The organism is Azoarcus sp. CIB, assembly GCF_001190925.1.
Taxonomy (GTDB): domain Bacteria; phylum Pseudomonadota; class Gammaproteobacteria; order Burkholderiales; family Rhodocyclaceae; genus Aromatoleum.
This window is the reverse complement of the sequence record NZ_CP011072.1, coordinates 897,336-913,774: the sequence shown is the minus strand read 5'-3', so window position 1 is coordinate 913,774 and position 16,439 is coordinate 897,336. Positions and strand designations below refer to the sequence as shown.

The following is a 16,439-nucleotide window of genomic DNA, read 5'->3' as shown; positions in this document are numbered from 1 at the left end:
GGCTTACTCCTTCTCCATGCGGTACTCGACGTAGGTGCGGTCACGCAGCTGGCGCAGCCATTCCTCGTAAGCCTCCTCGGCCTTGCGCTCGCGCAGGGCGTTGCGCGCGGCGGCGCGCTTGCGCTCGTCGGTGACGTCCTGCATGCGGCGCTCCTCGACCAGGATCAGGTGCCAGCCGAAGGGCGACTTGATCGGGGAGCTGACTTCACCCGGCTTCAGCGCCTCCATCGCACGCTCAAACTCGGGCACCGTGTCGCCGGGATTGACCCAGCCGAGGTCGCCGCCCTTCGCTGCCGACAGGTCGGCCGAATTCACCTTCGCCAGTTCCGCGAAGTTACCGCCGTTGACGACGCGCTCGCGCAGGCCTCTCAGACGGCTCTCGGCGTCCGCGTCGGTCACGATCTCGGAGGTGCGGATCAGGATGTGGCGCGCACGCGTCTGCTGCATCTGCTGCAGTCCCGCCGCCGTCCCGCCGCGGCGCTCGACGAGCTTGACGATGTGGAAGCCCGCCGGGCTGCGAATGACCTTCGAGACCTCGCCCGGCTGCATCTGGCGCACGGCATCCGCGAACAGCACCGGCATGCGGTCGCGCCCGCGCCAGCCGAGATCGCCGCCGCTCAGGCCGTCCGGAGCATCCGAATACGAGGCCGCCAGCCGGCCGAAATCCTCGCCCGCACGCAGGCGCTCGACGACGCTCTCGGCGCGCGCAAGGCGCTCCGACTGCTGCTGCATGGTTGCGCCTTCAGGCACGCGCACGAGGATGTGGGCGACGTGGAACTCCTCGCCCGACAGCGCATCGGCGTTGTTCGCGAGGAAGTTCTCGATCTCCGCGTCGGTGACGACGATGCGGCTGTCAACGTCGCGCTCGCGCAGGCGCGTGAGCAGGATCTCGGAGCGGATCTGGTCGCGGAAGCGGTTCCACGTGATGCCGTCCTTTTCCAGCGCAAGGCGCAAGTCGGTCATGCTCATGCGGTTGTTGTCGGCGATGCGGCCGATCGCCCGCTCCAGCGTCGCGTCGTCGACCTTGAGCGAGGTTTCCGCAGCGAGCTGCTGTTGCGCGCGCTCGAGCACCAGCCGTTCGAGCACCTGGCGCTCGAACACGTCGGCTGGCGGCAGGGCCGTGCCCTGGCGGGCGAGCTGGCGCTGCGCCTGCTGGACGCGCTCGCGCAGCTCCAGCGTGGTGATGACCTCGTTATTGACGACGGCGACGATGCGGTCGACCGCGACCGGGCGCGCAAGCGCCGCATGCGCGGGAAGCAGCGCGGGGGCGCCGGCCAGGCCGAGGACCAGGGCGATGCACAGGCGCGAGGAAATTCGGATCATGTTCTGTCGTGGTGTGGATGTTGGGGAGTTCATTCGGCGCCGAAAACGCGATCGGAGACGGGATCGTTGATCTTCCCATAACCGCCGACGCTGCGTTTGAGCAGATTGACCGGACTGGTGCCCACGCTCGCGAGGTCGTTGAGCTCGAGCTGCACGAACACGGCCTGGGTCACGTCATTGGGGTCGGTCGCGAAGCGGTGCACCGCGGTGCGCACCACCCAGCAGCCGCCATCGTACTCGATGCCCGCGATCGCCTCGGTGATGCGATCCTCCGTCAGCGAGCGCGTCACGCGCCCGACGCCGTACCATCCGCCGCCCAGCGGCCACTGGCCGGACAGGGCGAGATCCTGGACCTTGTCGCTTTCGTCGGCGAGCCGGCCGCGCGAATAGCGGTAGGAGAGGTTCAGCGCCTTGGCGAAATCCGGCTGGTAGCGCACGCCGACGTTGAAGCGTTCGGTCCACATGTCGCGCGGGTTGTATTGCAGGGTCGAATCGAGCCAGGTCTTCGGCATCACGTAGCCGCTGAAGAGGCCGAGGACGTCGGCGCGGCGGCCGGTGCGCGGTTCCTCGCCGGGCAGCGTCACGCGCTGGTCGTCGAAGTAGAAGCGCTGGCCGACGGTCGCGCGCAGGCGTTCGCCGCCGGATTCAGGGTCGATCAGGCGCGTGGTCACCGCCGCCGTCACCTGGTTCGCATCGGCGATGCGGTCGCCGCCGGAGTACTGGTTCTCCGAGAAGATCTGCGCGAGGCCGAAGTCGTAGCGCGACGAATCGAACACCGGGATGTCGGTCTGGTCGCGGAACGGCGTCTTGACGTAAAACACGCGCGGCTCCAGCGTCTGCAGGAAGTCGCGGCCGAACAGATTGGCATCGCGCTCGAAGAACAGGCCGCTGTCGACGGAGAAGATCGGCACCGAGCGCGTGATCGAGCGGCTGTTGCCGGTCAGGTCGCGGTCGAGGTCGTACTGCGTGTAATGCAGTCCGACCTTGGGCGTGACGTAATAGCCGGCGCGCTCGAAGGGCAGCGACACCTGCGGATGGAGCGTGAAGCGGCTGCCTTCGGCAACATTTGAATCCGGATGGTCGAACTGCACGTATTCGCCGCGGAACGCGAAGGCCGAACCGCCGATCAGCTCGCCGCGGTTGGCGTTCAGCAGCAGCTGTGGCAGCTTGCGGTACGGCTCGCCGCCCGACAGGGTCTGGTAGCTCTGCACCAGCGCGGAGGCGTTCCACCACTCGCTGCCCGCATAGCTGAGCGTGCCCTTGCGCACGAGGTTCGCACGCGAGGCGACCGACACGCGCGAGCTGAGGTCCTCGAAATACTCCTTGTCGGTGACGCCGTTCCAGTCGATCGCCGCGAACAGGCTGGGCGTGATGACCTGCGTATGCTGGAAGGAGCCCAGCGCACGCTCCTCGCCGGTGACGTTGTCGCGCGGCAGGTATTCGACGCGCGCCTCGCCGGCCTGCGTCGGCGTCAGGTAACGGAATTCGGTCGCCAGCTGCACGCCGCGGCGGCCCATGACGCGCGGGGCGATCGTCGCGTCGTAGTTCGGCGCGATGTTCCAGTAGTAGGGCACCGAGATGTCGAGACCGACCTTGTTCGACATGCCGAAGGTCGGCGCGAGGAAGCCGGACTGGCGCTGGCCGACAAGCGGGAACTCCGCCCACGGCCACCACAGCATCGGCACGTCCTGGAACACCAGACTCGCGCCCTGCGCGGTGCCGAGCTCGCGGTCGTAGTCGAGGTGCAGGTCGCTCGCCTTCAGGTACCAGTCGGGATCGCTCGCCTCGCAGGTCGACCAGGTCGCGTTCTTCAGGCGGTACTGGTTCTCGCCCTCGAAATACAGCACATCGGCCGAACCGCCCCCGGCGACCTCGCGCGGTGTCTCGCCCGGCTGCACCGGCGCGGTCGACTGGCGCTTGATGCGGTAGGTCGGCGACTCGAACGAGCCCAGACGCTCCTCGAGCTTGAGCCGCGCCTCCGGTCCGCTCATGCTGTCCTCGCCGCGCTTGAGCCGCACATTGCCCTCGGCATGCGCCTCGTCGTCGAGCTCGCGGTAGCTCAGCTTGTCTGCGGAAAGCAGCAGATCGTCGCGCTGCAGCTCGGCATCGCCTTCCGCCAGGAGCTCGACGGAGCGCGTGCCGCGGATGCTCCGGGCACGCACCTCGGTCGCACCCGGCGGCAATGCGGCCGTCGCCTGTGCGGGCGTCTTCGCCGCCGGCGTCGGTGTCGCGACGGCAGGCGTCGTCGCTGCAGGACGAGTGCCGCCCGCGGGCTGCGCGGACTCCGCCGGTGCCGCAGCGGGCGCAGGCTTCGCCGGCACGCGGGGGCTGCCGCCTCCGAGCAGGTCCGGCGACACGACCAGCGGCGGCAGTCCGGCCGCCAGGGCCGAGCCCGAGAAACAGCACAGCAGCAACGGGATCGCCCGCAGCTGTGTTCTCAATCGCATATCGCGCAAAGCGCTTTCCCCAATCCTGGTTTCATCGCCGGCGGCGCGTGTCCGGCACGGCCCCGGCCTTTTGATAAACTCGCGGATTTTACACGAAGCGTTGCGGAGAACCCGGTGCACAGACTTGCCCAATTGAACGACTGGCTGACCACCCGAATGTCCGGAAAGACCTTCGCGCTGACGCCCGCATCGGCCGACGCCAGCTTCCGCCGCTATTTCCGCGTGAACTTCGCCGACGGCAGCCCCAGCCTGGTCGTCATGGACGCCCCGCCCGAGCGCGAGGATTGCCGCCCCTGGCTGAAGGTCGAGGAGCTGTTCCGCGCCGCCGGCGCACACGTCCCGGAAGTGCTCGCGCAGGACCTCGACCAGGGCTTCCTGCTGCTTTCCGACCTCGGCAGCACGACCTACCTCGCCGCGCTGAACAAGGACAACGCCGCGCACCTCTACGCCGACGCCCTCGGCTCGCTGATCGCGATCCAGCGCGCGAGCCGACCCGACGTGCTGCCCGAATACTCGCGCGAGCTGCTGCTGCGCGAGCTGATGCTGTTCCCCGAGTGGTACATCGAGCGCCACAAGGGCGTCACCCTCGACGACCGCCAGCGCGTCACGCTGATGGACACCTTCGACCGCATCCTCGCGGTGAACCTCGCCGAACCGCAGGTCTTCGTACACCGCGACTACCACTCGCGCAACCTGATGTACCTCCCGGACCAGGCCAACCCCGGCATCATCGACTTCCAGGACGCGGTGTACGGCCCGCTCACCTACGATCTCGCCTCGCTGTTCAAGGACGCCTACATCCACTGGGAAGAGGACTTTACCCTCGACATGCTCGCGCGCTACTGGGAAGCGGCCCGCAAGCTGGGCCTGCCGGTGCGGGAAGACTTCTCGGATTTCCACCGCGACTATGAATGGATGGGCGTGCAGCGCCACATCAAGGTGCTGGGCATCTTCGCGCGCCTGTATCACCGTGACGGCAAGGACGGCTACCTCGCCGACATGCCGCTGGTGATGGACTACCTGCGCCGCACGTGCAAGCGCTACCGCGACCTCGGCCCGCTGCTGAAACTGCTCGACCGCCTCGACCCCGAACCGGTCGAAGTCGGCTATACCTTCTGATGCGCGCGATGATCCTCGCCGCCGGACGCGGCGAACGCATGCGCCCGCTGACGGACGCCTGCCCCAAACCGCTGCTGCAGGCGGGCGGCAAGGCGCTGATCGTGTGGCACATCGAGCGCCTGCGCGATGCCGGCTTCACCGACATCGCGATCAACCACGCCCACCTCGGCGCGATGATCGAGGCCGCCCTCGGCGACGGCGGCGCCTTCGGCGTGCGCATCCGCTACTCGCCCGAGGCCGAGGCGCTGGAGACCGCCGGCGGCATCCGCCAGGCGATGCCGCTGCTCGGCGACGCGCCCTTCCTCGTCGTGAACGGCGACGTGTTCTGCGACGCCGACCTCGCGGCCCTGCGCGCCCATGGCGCGACGCTCGCGGCCGACGGCGACCTTGCCCACCTGCTGATGGTGCAAAACCCCGAACATCACCCCGGTGGCGACTTCCGTCTCGCCGCGGGGCGCCTCCACCGCGACGGCGAGCCGCGCCTGACCTTCTCGGGCATCGGCATCTACCACCCCACCCTCTTCGCCGGCATCGCCGCGGGCACGCGCGCGGCGCTCGGACCGCTGCTGCGCGAAGCGATGGACGCCGGGCGCGTCGGGGGTACGACGCACACCGGCTACTGGCTCGACGTCGGCACCCCGGCGCGACTCGCCGAACTCGACGCACGACTGCGACGGACCGGCGCCTGAACGCGCCCCGGCGGGTCCGGTCGAATCCGACACCCGCGCACATGCCATAATCAGCCGATGAACACGCCACTCGACCGCCCCACGCTCGATATCGCCCCCTTCCGCGCCCGCCGCGAGCGCCTGCTCGCCCGCATGAACGCACTCGGCGGCGGCGTAGCCGTCGTGCCGACCGCCCCGGAATACGCACGTAACCGCGACACGAACTATCCGTTCCGCTACGACAGCTATTTCCACTACCTCACCGGCTTCGGCGAGCCCGAGGCGGTGGTGGTGCTGATCGCCGGCGATTCGCCGAAATCGATCCTGTTCTGCCGCGAAAAGAACGAGGAGCGCGAGATCTGGGAAGGCTACCGTTACGGCCCGGACGCCGCGCGCGAGCGCTTCGGTTTCGACGAAGCCTGGACCATCGGCGAGTTCGACCAGCGCCTGCCCGACCTCCTGTCCGGACAAGCCGCGCTGTGGTGCAGCCTCGGCCACGACGGCGACTGGGACGCCCGCGTGATGCGCGCCCTCAATACCGTGCGCGCGAATGCCCGCGCCGGCGCGATTCCGCCGCACGCAATCCGCGACGTGCGCGCGGAGCTCGACGAGATGCGCATCCTCAAGGACGCCGCCGAAATCGCGACCATGCGCCGCGCCGGCGACATCTCCGGCGAAGCCCACCGCCGCGCAATGGCCGCGACCCGCCCCGGGCGCTTCGAATACGAGATCGAAGCCGAGCTGATCCACGCCTTCCGCCGAGCCGGCAGCCAGGCCCCCGCCTACCCCTCCATCGTCGCCAGCGGCGCCAACGCCTGCGTGCTGCACTACATCGAGAACGAGCGCCAGATGCGCGACGGGGAGCTACTGCTGATCGACGCCGGCTGCGAACTCGACGGCTACGCCTCCGACATCACCCGCAGCTTCCCCGTTAACGGCCGCTTCAGCGGCCCGCAGCGCGACATCTACGAACTCGTGCTCGCCGCCCAGACGGCCGCGAAGGCCGCGATCCGTCCCGGCGCACACTGGAACATGCCGCACGACGCCGCCGTCGAAGTCCTCGCGCAGGGCATGCTCGACCTCAAGCTCCTGTCCGGCAGCCTCGCCGAAGTCCTCGAACAAGGCCATTACCGCCGCTTCTACATGCACCGCACCGGCCACTGGCTCGGGCGCGACGTGCACGACGCGGGCGAATACAAGCTCGACGGCCAGTGGCGACCGCTGGCGCCGGGCATGGTGCTGACGGTCGAGCCGGGCTGCTACATCCGCCCCGCCGAAGGCGTGCCGGAAGCGTTCTGGAACATCGGCGTGCGCATCGAGGACGACGCGCTGGTCACCGAGGACGGCTGCGAGTACATCACCGAGGCGGCGCCGCGCTCGGTCGCCGACATCGAGGACGTCATGCGCGAGGCCGCCGATGGCGCAGCATGACCTGCTGATCGTCGGCGCCGGCCCGGTCGGCCTCTCGCTCGCCCTTGCGCTCAAGGACAGCGGCCTCGCGATCGCACTGGCCGACACGCGTCCGCGCGACGCCGTCGCCGCCGACCCGCGCGCGCTCGCGCTGGCCCACGGCTCGCGCCTGACGCTGGAGCGGCTCGGCGTGTGGCACGAACTGCCGGCCACGCCGATTCGCCACATCCACGTTTCGCAGCAGGGCGGCTTCGGCCGCACCCGGCTCGAAGCGGACGACTACGGCGTGCCTGCACTCGGCTACGTCGTCCAGGCAGGCGCCCTGGCCGGAGCCCTGCGCGACGCCGTCGAGCGCGCCGGCATCACGGTCATGGACCAGACTGAGGTCGCCGACCTCGCAGCCGGCCCGGACTCAGTGACGGCGAGCCTCGCCGGCGGCGGCGCCGCCATCCACGGCACCACCGCCAGCGCGCGCCTCGTCGCCTGTGCCGAAGGCGGCCTGCAGGCCGGCACACCGGACATCGTCGAGCGCGACTACGGCCAGCACGCGCTCATCGCCAACGTGGGCATCGCCGGCAGCCACCGCGATACCGCCTTCGAGCGCTTTACGAACGAAGGGCCGATCGCGTTGCTGCCCCACGGCGACGCGTACGCGCTGGTGCATGTCGCCTCGCCCCAGCGTGCCACCGAACTCCTGGCCCTGCCCGACGCCGCCTACCTCGAACACCTCCAGCGCCGCTTCGGCAGCCGCGTGCAGCTCGCGCGCGTCGCCGGGCGGCTGCGCTACCCGCTGGTGCTGCGCTACCGGACCGATCCGGTCGGCCAACGCACCGTGTGGCTTGGCAATGCCGCCCAGACCCTGCACCCGGTCGCAGGCCAAGGCTTCAATCTCGCGCTGCGCGACGTATGGGCGCTCGCCCACACCCTCCTCGACCATGGCGGCGACCCCGGCCTCGCCGGCACGCTCGCCGCCTGGCGCGATGCCCGCCGGCTCGACCGCTTCGGCGCAATCAACTTCACCGACAGCCTCGTGCGCATCTTCAGCAACGAGCTCGCCCTCCTGCACCACGCGCGCGGCGCTGCCCTGTTCGCGCTCGACATGCTGCCGCCGCTGCGCCACTTCATCGCCCGCCGCATGATGTTCGGCGCCCGCGCCTGGCCGTGAGCACGGCGCCGGCCCCGCCGGCAATCGGCCGTTCGTTATATGATTGCGGCCGGACAATCCAGGCGCCAACGTTCCATCACATGAACAAGAACATGCGGATTCGCTACAAGATCACCCTCGCGGTCGGCGTTGCAGTCACGGTCGTGCTCGTGGCGATGGCACTTTTCTACACGCACTTCCAGGAACAGTCGGTCCTGAGCCAGAACGAGCGCACGATGGAGAAGCTCACCGAAAGCGTGGCCCAGGGCCTGCAGGCGGTGATGCTGGCGGGTTCCGCGGACATCGCCGAATCCTATGCGGACCGCCTGAAGAAGGTCACCGACATCATCGACTTCCGCATCCTGCGCACCAACGGCGACGAAGCCTTCCGCGACAACAAGACCATCCACGACGTGAACCGCCGCCGCGGCGAGGAAACCTTCACGCCGCGCGATCACGAACAGCAGATCCCCGTCCTGTCGGCCGACGACGCAAACCTGCTCGCAACGGTCAGCGAAGGCCGCACGCTTGCCATCTACGAACCCGGCCTGGACGGCCACCGCAACCTGACCTTCCTCGCCCCGATCAAGTACATCGACGCGTGCAGCAAATGCCACGGCACCGCGAACAAGGTGCGCGGCGTGATCAAGCTGACGACCTCGCTCGCCGCCGTCGAACGCGACATCTACGAAGTGCGGCAGTACGCGATCGGCGGCCTCGCCCTGGCGCTGATGGCGACCATGTTGCTCACCGGCTACATGCTCGGGCGCACCGTCGTCGAGCCGCTGGAGAAGGTCACACACGCGATGACGCGCGTCTCGGACGGCGACCTCGATCACCAGGTGCCGATCCACAGCCGCGACGAAATCGGCACGATGGCCAACAGCTTCAACCGCATGACCTCGGAGCTGAGAACGACGTACGACGGCCTGCGGCGCGAACAGGACAAGCTCACGACCATCATCCACGGCGCCGGCGAAGGCATTGTCGTCACCGACAGCACAGGCGATATCGTGCTGGTCAACCCCGCGGCCGAACGCCTGCTCGAAAAGCCGGCGAGCCAGCTCGTCAGGGAAGGCTTCTACGCACTCCTCGACGACGAGGAGCAGATGCGCCTGTGGCTGTCCGATCCCGAACAGGCCGGAGCGATCACCACAGGCTACAAGGGGCGGGTCCTGCAGATCTTCGCCTCGACGATCTTCGGCAGCGACCACAACGTGGTCGGATCCGCGGCGCTGCTGCGCGACATCACCGAGGAAAAGCGCCTCGAGGAAGAATTGCGCCGGCTGTCGACCACCGACGGACTCACCGGTCTGTTCAACCGCCGCCACCTCGACGCCACGCTGGACACCGAATACAACCGCGCACAACGCACCGGCACCCCGCTCGCGGTGCTGATGTTCGATATCGACCATTTCAAGAAATTCAATGACACGCACGGCCACGACCAGGGCGACCGGGTGTTGCAGTCGGTCGCGAAGAACTTCCACGACGCGCTGCGCAAGTACGACCTCGCGTGCCGCTACGGCGGCGAGGAGTTCGTCGGCATCCTGCCCAATACCACGCTCGAGGGCGCATTCTGCGTCGCGGAGCGGCTGCGGGTGGAAATCGAAGCGGCGGAAGTCGACGGCCTCAGGGTCACCATCAGCATCGGCGTCGCCGCCTTCCCCGAGATTCCCGTCTCCGGCCCGGAGGGCCTGGTCGAGGCCGCCGATGCGGCGCTCTATCGTTCGAAGGAAGGCGGGCGCAATCGCAGCACGCGCGCGCTTCCTCCCGAAGCGAGCACGCCAGCGGCGACGGGCGCCGATACCACACCGGTGTGACGCGGTCGCTGCCTGGGGCGAGCATTACGCTGCTCGCCCGGCGCGGCATGGGGTAAAATCCCGAGCTTTCCCCCGCACCACGCCCCGCCCATGCAGTACGCCGGTTTCACCCTGCGCAACAACCTGTTCGTCGCCCCGATGGCCGGCGTCACAGACCGCCCCTTCCGCCAGCTGTGCAAGAAGCTCGGCGCGGGCGTCGCCGTGAGCGAAATGGTCACCTCCAACTCGCTGCTCTACGGCAGCGCGAAGACGCGCCGGCGCGCCAACCACGAGGGCGAGGTCGATCCGATCTCGGTGCAGATCGCCGGCGCCGACCCCGCCATGATGGCCGAGGCTGCCCGCTACAACGCGGACAACGGCGCACAGATCATCGACATCAACATGGGCTGCCCGGCCAAGAAGGTGTGCAACGTGATGGCCGGCTCCGCGCTGATGCAGGACGAGCCCCTCGTCGCACGCATCCTCGAAGCCGTCGTCGCTGCAGTGCCTGGCACCCCGGTCACGCTCAAGTTCCGCACCGGCTGGAACCGCCAGCACCGCAACGCCCCGATGATCGCTCGCATCGCCGAGGAATCCGGCATCCGCGCCATCGCGATCCACGGCCGCACGCGTGCCGACCAGTACACGGGCGAGGCCGAGTACGACACCATCGCCCACGTGAAGACCCTGGTGAAGATCCCGGTCATCGCCAACGGCGACATCACCTCGCCCGAAAAGGCGAAATACGTGCTCGACTACACCGGCGCCGACGGCGTCATGATCGGCCGCGCCGCCCAGGGCCGGCCGTGGATCTTCCGCGAGACCGAACACTACCTCGCGACCGGCGAGCTGATGGCTGCGCCGCTGGTCAGCGAGATCCTCCAGGTGTGCCGCGAACACCTGGCCGACCTGTACGCCTTCTACGGCGAAGATACCGGCGTCAAGGTCGCCCGCAAACACATCTCTTGGTACACGAAGGGCCTGGTCGGTTCGGCCGCCTTCCGTCGCGCGATGAACCAGCTCCCCGACGTCCGCTCGCAAATGACGGCCGTCGAGGACTTTTTCGGCCAGCTGGCCCAGCAGGACGCCCGCCTGCGTTACGAAGAAGACCTCCCGCAGGAACTTGCCGCATGAGCCGCCCCAACGAGATTGCCGATTCGGTGCAGCGCACCCTCGACCAGTATTTCCGTGACCTCGACGGCGAAAAGCCCGCCGCAATCTACGAAATGGTCATTCGCAACGTCGAACGCCCGATGCTCGAATTCGTCCTCCGCCAGGCCAACGGCAACCAGACCGTGGCCGCGGAGATGCTCGGCATCAACCGCAACACGCTGCGACGCAAGCTCACCGAATACGAACTGCTGTAAGCCCGAATTCCGCCGCGCGGCATAGCTTGCGCACGGCTTCCCGCCTTCCGACTCCTTCCTGCGATCCGAACGATGAAAGTCTCCCAAGCCCTGATCAGCGTCTCCGACAAGCGCGGCGTCCTCGAATTCGCCCAGGCCCTGCACGGCCTCGGCGTGAAGATCCTGTCGACCGGCGGCACCGCCTCGATGCTGCGCGACGCCGGCCTGCCGGTCACCGACGTGTCCGAGCACACCGGCTTCCCGGAGATGCTCGATGGCCGCGTCAAGACGCTGCACCCGACGGTGCACGGCGGCATCCTCGCGCGCCGCGACCTGCCCGAGCACATGGAGACCATCGCCGCGCACGGCATCTCGCGCATCGACCTCGTCGTCGTGAACCTCTACCCCTTCGCGCAAACCGTCGCCAAGCCCGACTGCACGCTCGAGGACGCCATCGAGAACATCGACATCGGCGGCCCGACCATGGTACGCGCCGCGGCGAAGAACCACGGCGACGCGAAGGGCGGCGTCGGCATCGTCACCAACCCCGAAGACTACGCTGCGATCGTCGACGAACTGAAGGCGAATGGCGGCGAACTGAGCTACAAGACCCGTTTCGCCCTCGCGGTCAAGGCCTTCACCCACACCGCGCGCTACGACAGCGCGATCTCCAACCACCTCACCGCGCTGACCTTCGGCGACAGCGGCGAAGTGGCCAAGCAGGCCTACCCCGAGCGCTACCAGGTCGCCTTCGACAAGGTGCAGGACCTGCGCTACGGCGAGAACCCGCACCAGTCCGCCGCCTTCTACCGCGAGCCGAACGCCCCCGAAGGCTCGATCGCCGCGTACCAGCAGTTGCAGGGCAAGGAACTGTCGTACAACAACATCGCCGACGCCGACGCCGCGTGGGAATGCGTCAAGGCCTTCGACACCGCGACGCCAGCCTGCGTCATCGTCAAGCACGCCAACCCCTGCGGCGTCGCCATCGCCGAGTCGCCGTCCGCCGCCTACCGCAAGGCCTTTTCGACCGATCCGACGTCGGCCTTCGGCGGCATCATCGCCTTCAACTGCGAAGTCGACCGCGCTGCGGCCGAAGCCGTGGCCGCACAGTTCCTCGAAGTGCTGATCGCGCCGTCCTACACGGCCGATGCGCTGGCGCTGCTGACCGCCAAGCAAAACGTTCGCGTACTCACTTGCCCGCTCGGCAAACCCGCCGGTGCACTGGACTACAAGCGCGTCGGCGGCGGCCTGCTGGTGCAGAGTGCCGACGAAGCCCGCATCCAGGTCGCCGACCTCAAGGTCGTCACCCAGCGCGCCCCGACCGAGAAGGAACTGGGCGACCTCCTCTTCGCGTGGCGCGTCGCCAAGTACGTCAAGTCGAACGCCATCGTCTACTGCCGTGACGGCATGACCGTGGGCGTCGGCGCCGGCCAGATGAGCCGCGTCGACTCCGCCCGCATCGCCGCGATCAAGGCCGAGAACGCCGGGCTCACGGTCAAGGGCACGGTCGTCGCGTCCGACGCCTTCTTCCCGTTCCGCGACGGCCTCGACGTCCTCGCCCAGGCCGGTGCGACCGCCGTCATTCAGCCGGGCGGCTCGATGCGCGACGCCGAAGTGATCGCCGCGGCCGACGAGCAGGGCGTCGCGATGGTCTTCACCGGCTTCCGCCACTTCCGCCACTGATACGCAGCGCAGGAAACAGCATGAAAGTTCTCGTCATCGGCTCCGGCGGCCGCGAACACGCACTGGCCTGGAAACTCGCACAGTCGCCCAAGGTCACGCGCGTCCTGGTCGCGCCGGGCAACCCGGGCACGGCGCGCGAGCCGTTGCTCGAGAACGTCGCCGTGACGGCGATCCCGGAACTCGTCGAACTGGCCCGCCGCGAGCAGGTGCAGTTCACCGTCGTCGGCCCGGAGGCGCCGCTCGCAGCCGGTGTCGTCGACGCCTTCCGCGCCGCCGGCCTGCCGATTTTCGGGCCCACAAAAGCCGCTGCGCAGCTCGAAAGCTCCAAGGACTTCGCCAAGCGTTTCCTGGTCCGCCACAACATCCCGACCGCGAAGTACCAGACCTTCTCCGACGCTGCGGCGGCGCACGCCTACGTTAACGCCGAGGGTGCCCCGATCGTCATCAAGGCCGACGGGCTCGCGGCCGGCAAGGGCGTCGTCGTCGCGATGACGCCGGACGAGGCGCACGCCGCGATCGACATGATGCTCACCGACAACCGCATGGGCGTGAACTACGGCGAGGCCGGCGCGCGCGTCGTGATCGAAGAGTTCATGTCCGGAGAGGAAGCGAGTTTCATCGTGCTCGCCGACGGCAAGCACGCCCTCGCGCTCGCCACCAGCCAGGACCACAAGCGTCTCAAAGACAACGACGAAGGCCCCAACACCGGGGGCATGGGCGCCTACTCGCCTGCCCCGGTCGTCACGCCCGAAGTGCATGCCCGCGTGATGCGCGAAATCATCATGCCCACGCTCGCCGGCATGGCGGCCGACGGCCTGCCCTACACCGGTTTCCTCTACGCCGGCCTGATGATCGACGACGCCGGCCAGCCGCGCGTGGTCGAATTCAACTGCCGCATGGGCGATCCGGAAACCCAGCCGATCATGATGCGGCTGAAGACCGATCTTTCCGACCTGATCGATGCCGCCATCGGCGGCCGCCTCGACCAGGCCGAAGCCGAATGGGACCGCCGCGTTGCGCTAGGCGTCGTGCTCGCGGCCGCGGACTATCCCGAATCGCCGCGCAAGGGCGACGCGATCACCGGTCTGCCGACGACCGAAGTCGAGGACGTGCACGTCTTCCACGCCGGCACCGCCGAGCAGGACGGCCAGGTCGTCACCGCCGGCGGGCGCGTGCTGTGCGTCACCGCGCTCGGCGACAACGTGCGCAGCGCACAGAAACGCGCGTACGAGCTTGCCGACGCAATCGTCTTCGAAGGCCGCCAGTTCCGCCGCGACATCGGTCATCGCGCCGTCGCGCGCAAGAGCTGAGGTCACCATCACGATGAGCGCGCCCGACCGTTCCCTCGTCAAGGACTACCTCCTCGGCCTACAGCAACGCATCGTCGCGGCGCTCGAAGCGTTCGACGGCGAGGCCTTCCGCACCGACGCCTGGGACCGTCCGGGCGGCGGCGGGGGCATCACCCGCGTCATCGAGGAAGGCCGTTTCTTCGAGCGCGGCGGCGTGAACTTCTCGCACGTGATGGGCGCCGGCATGCCGGCGTCCGCGACGGCGCACCGCCCCGAACTCGCCGGACGCTCCTTCGAGGCGATGGGCGTGTCGCTGGTCCTGCACCCTCGCAACCCGTACTGCCCCACCGCACACATGAACGTGCGTTTCTTCATCGCGCTCCCGCCGGCGAACGAACCGGATGCGGAACCGATCTGGTGGTTCGGCGGCGGCATGGACCTCACGCCCTACTATCCATTCGAAGAGGACGTCCGCCACTTCCACCGCACCTGCAAGGCCGCGGTGCTGCCCTTCGGCGGCGAGGCCGAATACCGTCGCCTGAAGGAATGGTGCGACAGCTACTTCTTCCTCAAGCACCGCAACGAGCCGCGCGGCGTCGGCGGCCTGTTCTTCGACGACCTCGGCGCCGACGGCAAGATCGCGTTCGATGACGGCTTCGGGCTAGTGAAGAGCGTCGGCGACGCTTTCGTGCCGGCCTACCTGCCGCTCCTCGAGCGCAGGAAGGACATCGCCTATGGCGAGCGTGAGCGCGACTTCCAGGCCTACCGCCGCGGCCGCTACGTCGAATTCAACCTGGTGTTCGACCGCGGCACGCTGTTCGGCCTGCAGTCGGGCGGACGCACCGAATCCATCCTGATGTCGCTACCGCCGATCGTGAAGTGGCGCTACGACTGGCATCCCGAAGCCGGGAGCCCGGAAGCGAAGCTCTACGAGGAATTCCTCAAGCCGCGCGACTGGTGCTGATTACCGGCGACCGCGGGCAGGGATGAACGACGGCCGCTCCGCATGGGGCGGCCGTTTCGTTTTCAGGCGGCGGAACGCTGAGCCGCGGCGCGGTAGTGCGCCTGCGCCTCGTCACCACGCTCCAGACGCTCGAGCAGGCCAGCGAGCGCGAGATGCGTCTCGACCGACGGTGCAAGATTGAGCGAAGCCTCGAGGTAGCTCTGCGCCTTGCCCCACAGCTGCGCGTTCAGGCACAGGCGCCCGAGCGCGAACAGCAGGCCGGCATCCTTGGGATACATGCGCAGCCATTTCTCGCCGCGGGCGAGGCAATCGACGGCGTCGCCTTCGCAGCTATAACCGTACAGGCGGGCGAGGCCGCTGTCCCATTCCGCATCGAGCAGGCGCTCGAGCGTCCGACGCGCGAGCGCCCCCTGTCCCGTCTCGGCGAGGTAAGGCACGGCACGTTCGACCAGGCGCCGGTCGTTCAACTCGTCCGCGGGGATCTCCCGCCAGTACGCGGTCAGACCCTCGGCGTCGCCGGCCAGTTCACGCATGCGCTCGAGATGCGCGCGCCGCAGCACGGAACGCACCTGCTCCTCGGACATGGCCTTGTGCTTGTGCAACTGGCGCGCGGTGCGCAGCACCTCGTCCCAGCGCGCGAGCGCCGACGCGACCCGCAACGACAGGCGCAGCGCAGCGATGTGGCGATGCCCGGCAAGACGCAGGTTTTCCAGGTGCTCGGCAGCCTCCTCGAAACGACGTCCCTCCACCGCCAGCTCCGCCTCGGTCATCAGGCGTGCAACGCGCGAATCCTCTTCCTGTTCGGCCGATTTGCCCAGCCAGATGCGATAACGCGTGTCGTCGCGCATTGCGTGTGCGGCCCGGGCTGCGACGAGCGCGGCCATCGAGCGGTTGTCGCCATCCGAAAACGCCGCGCCGGCAAACTTCACCGACTGCGCGAAACGCCCCTCGAACAGCGCCCGCAGCGCGTCGCGCAACGCGCGGCCGGCCTTTTCCTTGCGGCGCCGCTCGCGGTACTGGACAACCCGCCCGGGTAGCGCCATCGTCCGGCGAATGACCCGCAACACCGCGTAGGCGCTGAGGAACGCGACGATCAGCCCGACGATCAGCAGGTTGAGCGAAAGCTGGGCACGCCACGGCGGTACGACGACCAGCACATAGCCCTCATTGACGCTCGCGAGCATCGCAACGCCGGCCGCAAGCGCGAAGATTCCGATGAGCCAGATCAATGCACGCATGAACGG

The 16,439-nt window shown here is 68.4% G+C and carries 13 protein-coding genes; 10 read left to right on the top strand and 3 right to left on the bottom strand.

The window, feature by feature from the left end; all coding sequences use genetic code 11:
* Positions 1 to 3 precede the first annotated feature (3 nt).
* Both AzCIB_RS04005 and AzCIB_RS04000 read right to left on the bottom strand, forming a co-directional pair.
* Positions 4 to 1,323, bottom strand: a complete 1,320-nt coding sequence (locus AzCIB_RS04005) for a peptidylprolyl isomerase (RefSeq protein ID WP_050414699.1) — start codon at positions 1,321 to 1,323, stop codon at positions 4 to 6.
* A 29-nt stretch (positions 1,324 to 1,352) separates the two neighbouring features.
* Positions 1,353 to 3,770, bottom strand: coding sequence for an LPS-assembly protein LptD (locus tag AzCIB_RS04000; RefSeq protein WP_050414698.1), 2,418 nt, complete (start codon positions 3,768 to 3,770; stop codon positions 1,353 to 1,355).
* Positions 3,771 to 3,884: 114 nt separating this feature from the next.
* Between AzCIB_RS04000 and AzCIB_RS03995 the strand changes: the two genes are divergently transcribed.
* The 10 genes from AzCIB_RS03995 (at position 3,885) to hemF (ending at position 15,195) form a co-directional block, all read left to right on the top strand.
* Positions 3,885 to 4,889 carry an aminoglycoside phosphotransferase family protein gene (locus tag AzCIB_RS03995; RefSeq protein WP_050414697.1) on the top strand — a complete coding sequence of 335 codons (1,005 nt, stop codon included), beginning with the start codon at positions 3,885 to 3,887 and terminating at the stop codon, positions 4,887 to 4,889.
* Between the two features lie 8 nt (positions 4,890 to 4,897).
* Positions 4,898 to 5,578 carry an N-acetylmuramate alpha-1-phosphate uridylyltransferase MurU gene (murU, locus tag AzCIB_RS03990; protein ID WP_050418209.1) on the top strand — a complete coding sequence of 227 codons (681 nt, stop codon included), beginning with the start codon at positions 4,898 to 4,900 and terminating at the stop codon, positions 5,576 to 5,578.
* Positions 5,579 to 5,635: 57 nt separating this feature from the next.
* A complete protein-coding gene (locus AzCIB_RS03985; protein WP_050414695.1) occupies positions 5,636 to 6,988 on the top strand; it encodes an aminopeptidase P N-terminal domain-containing protein in 1,353 nt (450 codons plus the stop codon).
* Positions 6,975 to 8,132 carry an FAD-dependent monooxygenase gene (locus AzCIB_RS03980; protein ID WP_050414694.1) on the top strand — a complete coding sequence of 386 codons (1,158 nt, stop codon included), beginning with the start codon at positions 6,975 to 6,977 and terminating at the stop codon, positions 8,130 to 8,132. Before AzCIB_RS03985 ends, AzCIB_RS03980 begins: the two co-directional genes overlap by 14 nt.
* Positions 8,133 to 8,212: 80 nt before the next feature.
* A complete protein-coding gene (locus tag AzCIB_RS03975) occupies positions 8,213 to 9,934 on the top strand; it encodes a sensor domain-containing diguanylate cyclase (protein ID WP_050414693.1) in 1,722 nt (573 codons plus the stop codon).
* 90 nt (positions 9,935 to 10,024) lie between these two features.
* On the top strand, positions 10,025 to 11,047 hold the full coding sequence (gene dusB, locus AzCIB_RS03970) for a tRNA dihydrouridine synthase DusB (RefSeq protein ID WP_050414692.1): 1,023 nt from the start codon (positions 10,025 to 10,027) through the stop codon (positions 11,045 to 11,047).
* Entirely contained in the window at positions 11,044 to 11,280 is a 237-nt protein-coding gene (locus tag AzCIB_RS03965) for a helix-turn-helix domain-containing protein (protein ID WP_050414691.1), read from the top strand. Before dusB ends, AzCIB_RS03965 begins: the two co-directional genes overlap by 4 nt.
* Positions 11,281 to 11,352: 72 nt before the next feature.
* Positions 11,353 to 12,942 (top strand): bifunctional phosphoribosylaminoimidazolecarboxamide formyltransferase/IMP cyclohydrolase, encoded by a 1,590-nt coding sequence (purH, locus tag AzCIB_RS03960; RefSeq protein WP_050414690.1) that lies wholly within the window; start codon positions 11,353 to 11,355, stop codon positions 12,940 to 12,942.
* 20 nt (positions 12,943 to 12,962) lie between these two features.
* Positions 12,963 to 14,252: a phosphoribosylamine--glycine ligase gene (gene purD / locus AzCIB_RS03955; protein ID WP_050414689.1), complete on the top strand. Its 1,290-nt coding sequence runs from the start codon at positions 12,963 to 12,965 to the stop codon at positions 14,250 to 14,252.
* Positions 14,253 to 14,265: 13 nt separating this feature from the next.
* The gene (hemF, locus tag AzCIB_RS03950; RefSeq protein WP_050414688.1) at positions 14,266 to 15,195 is read left to right on the top strand and encodes an oxygen-dependent coproporphyrinogen oxidase; all 930 of its coding nucleotides are present in this window, start codon (positions 14,266 to 14,268) and stop codon (positions 15,193 to 15,195) included.
* A gap of 62 nt (positions 15,196 to 15,257) precedes the next feature.
* Here the strand turns inward: hemF and AzCIB_RS03945 are convergent, their stop codons facing one another.
* Positions 15,258 to 16,433 (bottom strand): heme biosynthesis HemY N-terminal domain-containing protein, encoded by a 1,176-nt coding sequence (locus AzCIB_RS03945; protein WP_050418208.1) that lies wholly within the window; start codon positions 16,431 to 16,433, stop codon positions 15,258 to 15,260.
* Between the last annotated feature and the right edge of the window lie 6 nt (positions 16,434 to 16,439).

Coding starts and splice junctions, on each gene's coding strand:
- AzCIB_RS04005 (WP_050414699.1), bottom strand. CDS start 1,323: ATGATCCGAATTTCCTCGCGCCTGTGCATCGCCCTGGTCCTCGGCCTG.
- AzCIB_RS04000 (WP_050414698.1), bottom strand. CDS start 3,770: ATGCGATTGAGAACACAGCTGCGGGCGATCCCGTTGCTGCTGTGCTGT.
- murU (WP_050418209.1), top strand. CDS start 4,898: ATGATCCTCGCCGCCGGACGCGGCGAACGCATGCGCCCGCTGACGGAC.
- AzCIB_RS03985 (WP_050414695.1), top strand. CDS start 5,636: ATGAACACGCCACTCGACCGCCCCACGCTCGATATCGCCCCCTTCCGC.
- AzCIB_RS03980 (WP_050414694.1), top strand. CDS start 6,975: ATGGCGCAGCATGACCTGCTGATCGTCGGCGCCGGCCCGGTCGGCCTC.
- AzCIB_RS03975 (WP_050414693.1), top strand. CDS start 8,213: ATGAACAAGAACATGCGGATTCGCTACAAGATCACCCTCGCGGTCGGC.
- dusB (WP_050414692.1), top strand. CDS start 10,025: ATGCAGTACGCCGGTTTCACCCTGCGCAACAACCTGTTCGTCGCCCCG.
- AzCIB_RS03965 (WP_050414691.1), top strand. CDS start 11,044: ATGAGCCGCCCCAACGAGATTGCCGATTCGGTGCAGCGCACCCTCGAC.
- purH (WP_050414690.1), top strand. CDS start 11,353: ATGAAAGTCTCCCAAGCCCTGATCAGCGTCTCCGACAAGCGCGGCGTC.
- purD (WP_050414689.1), top strand. CDS start 12,963: ATGAAAGTTCTCGTCATCGGCTCCGGCGGCCGCGAACACGCACTGGCC.
- hemF (WP_050414688.1), top strand. CDS start 14,266: ATGAGCGCGCCCGACCGTTCCCTCGTCAAGGACTACCTCCTCGGCCTA.
- AzCIB_RS03945 (WP_050418208.1), bottom strand. CDS start 16,433: ATGCGTGCATTGATCTGGCTCATCGGAATCTTCGCGCTTGCGGCCGGC.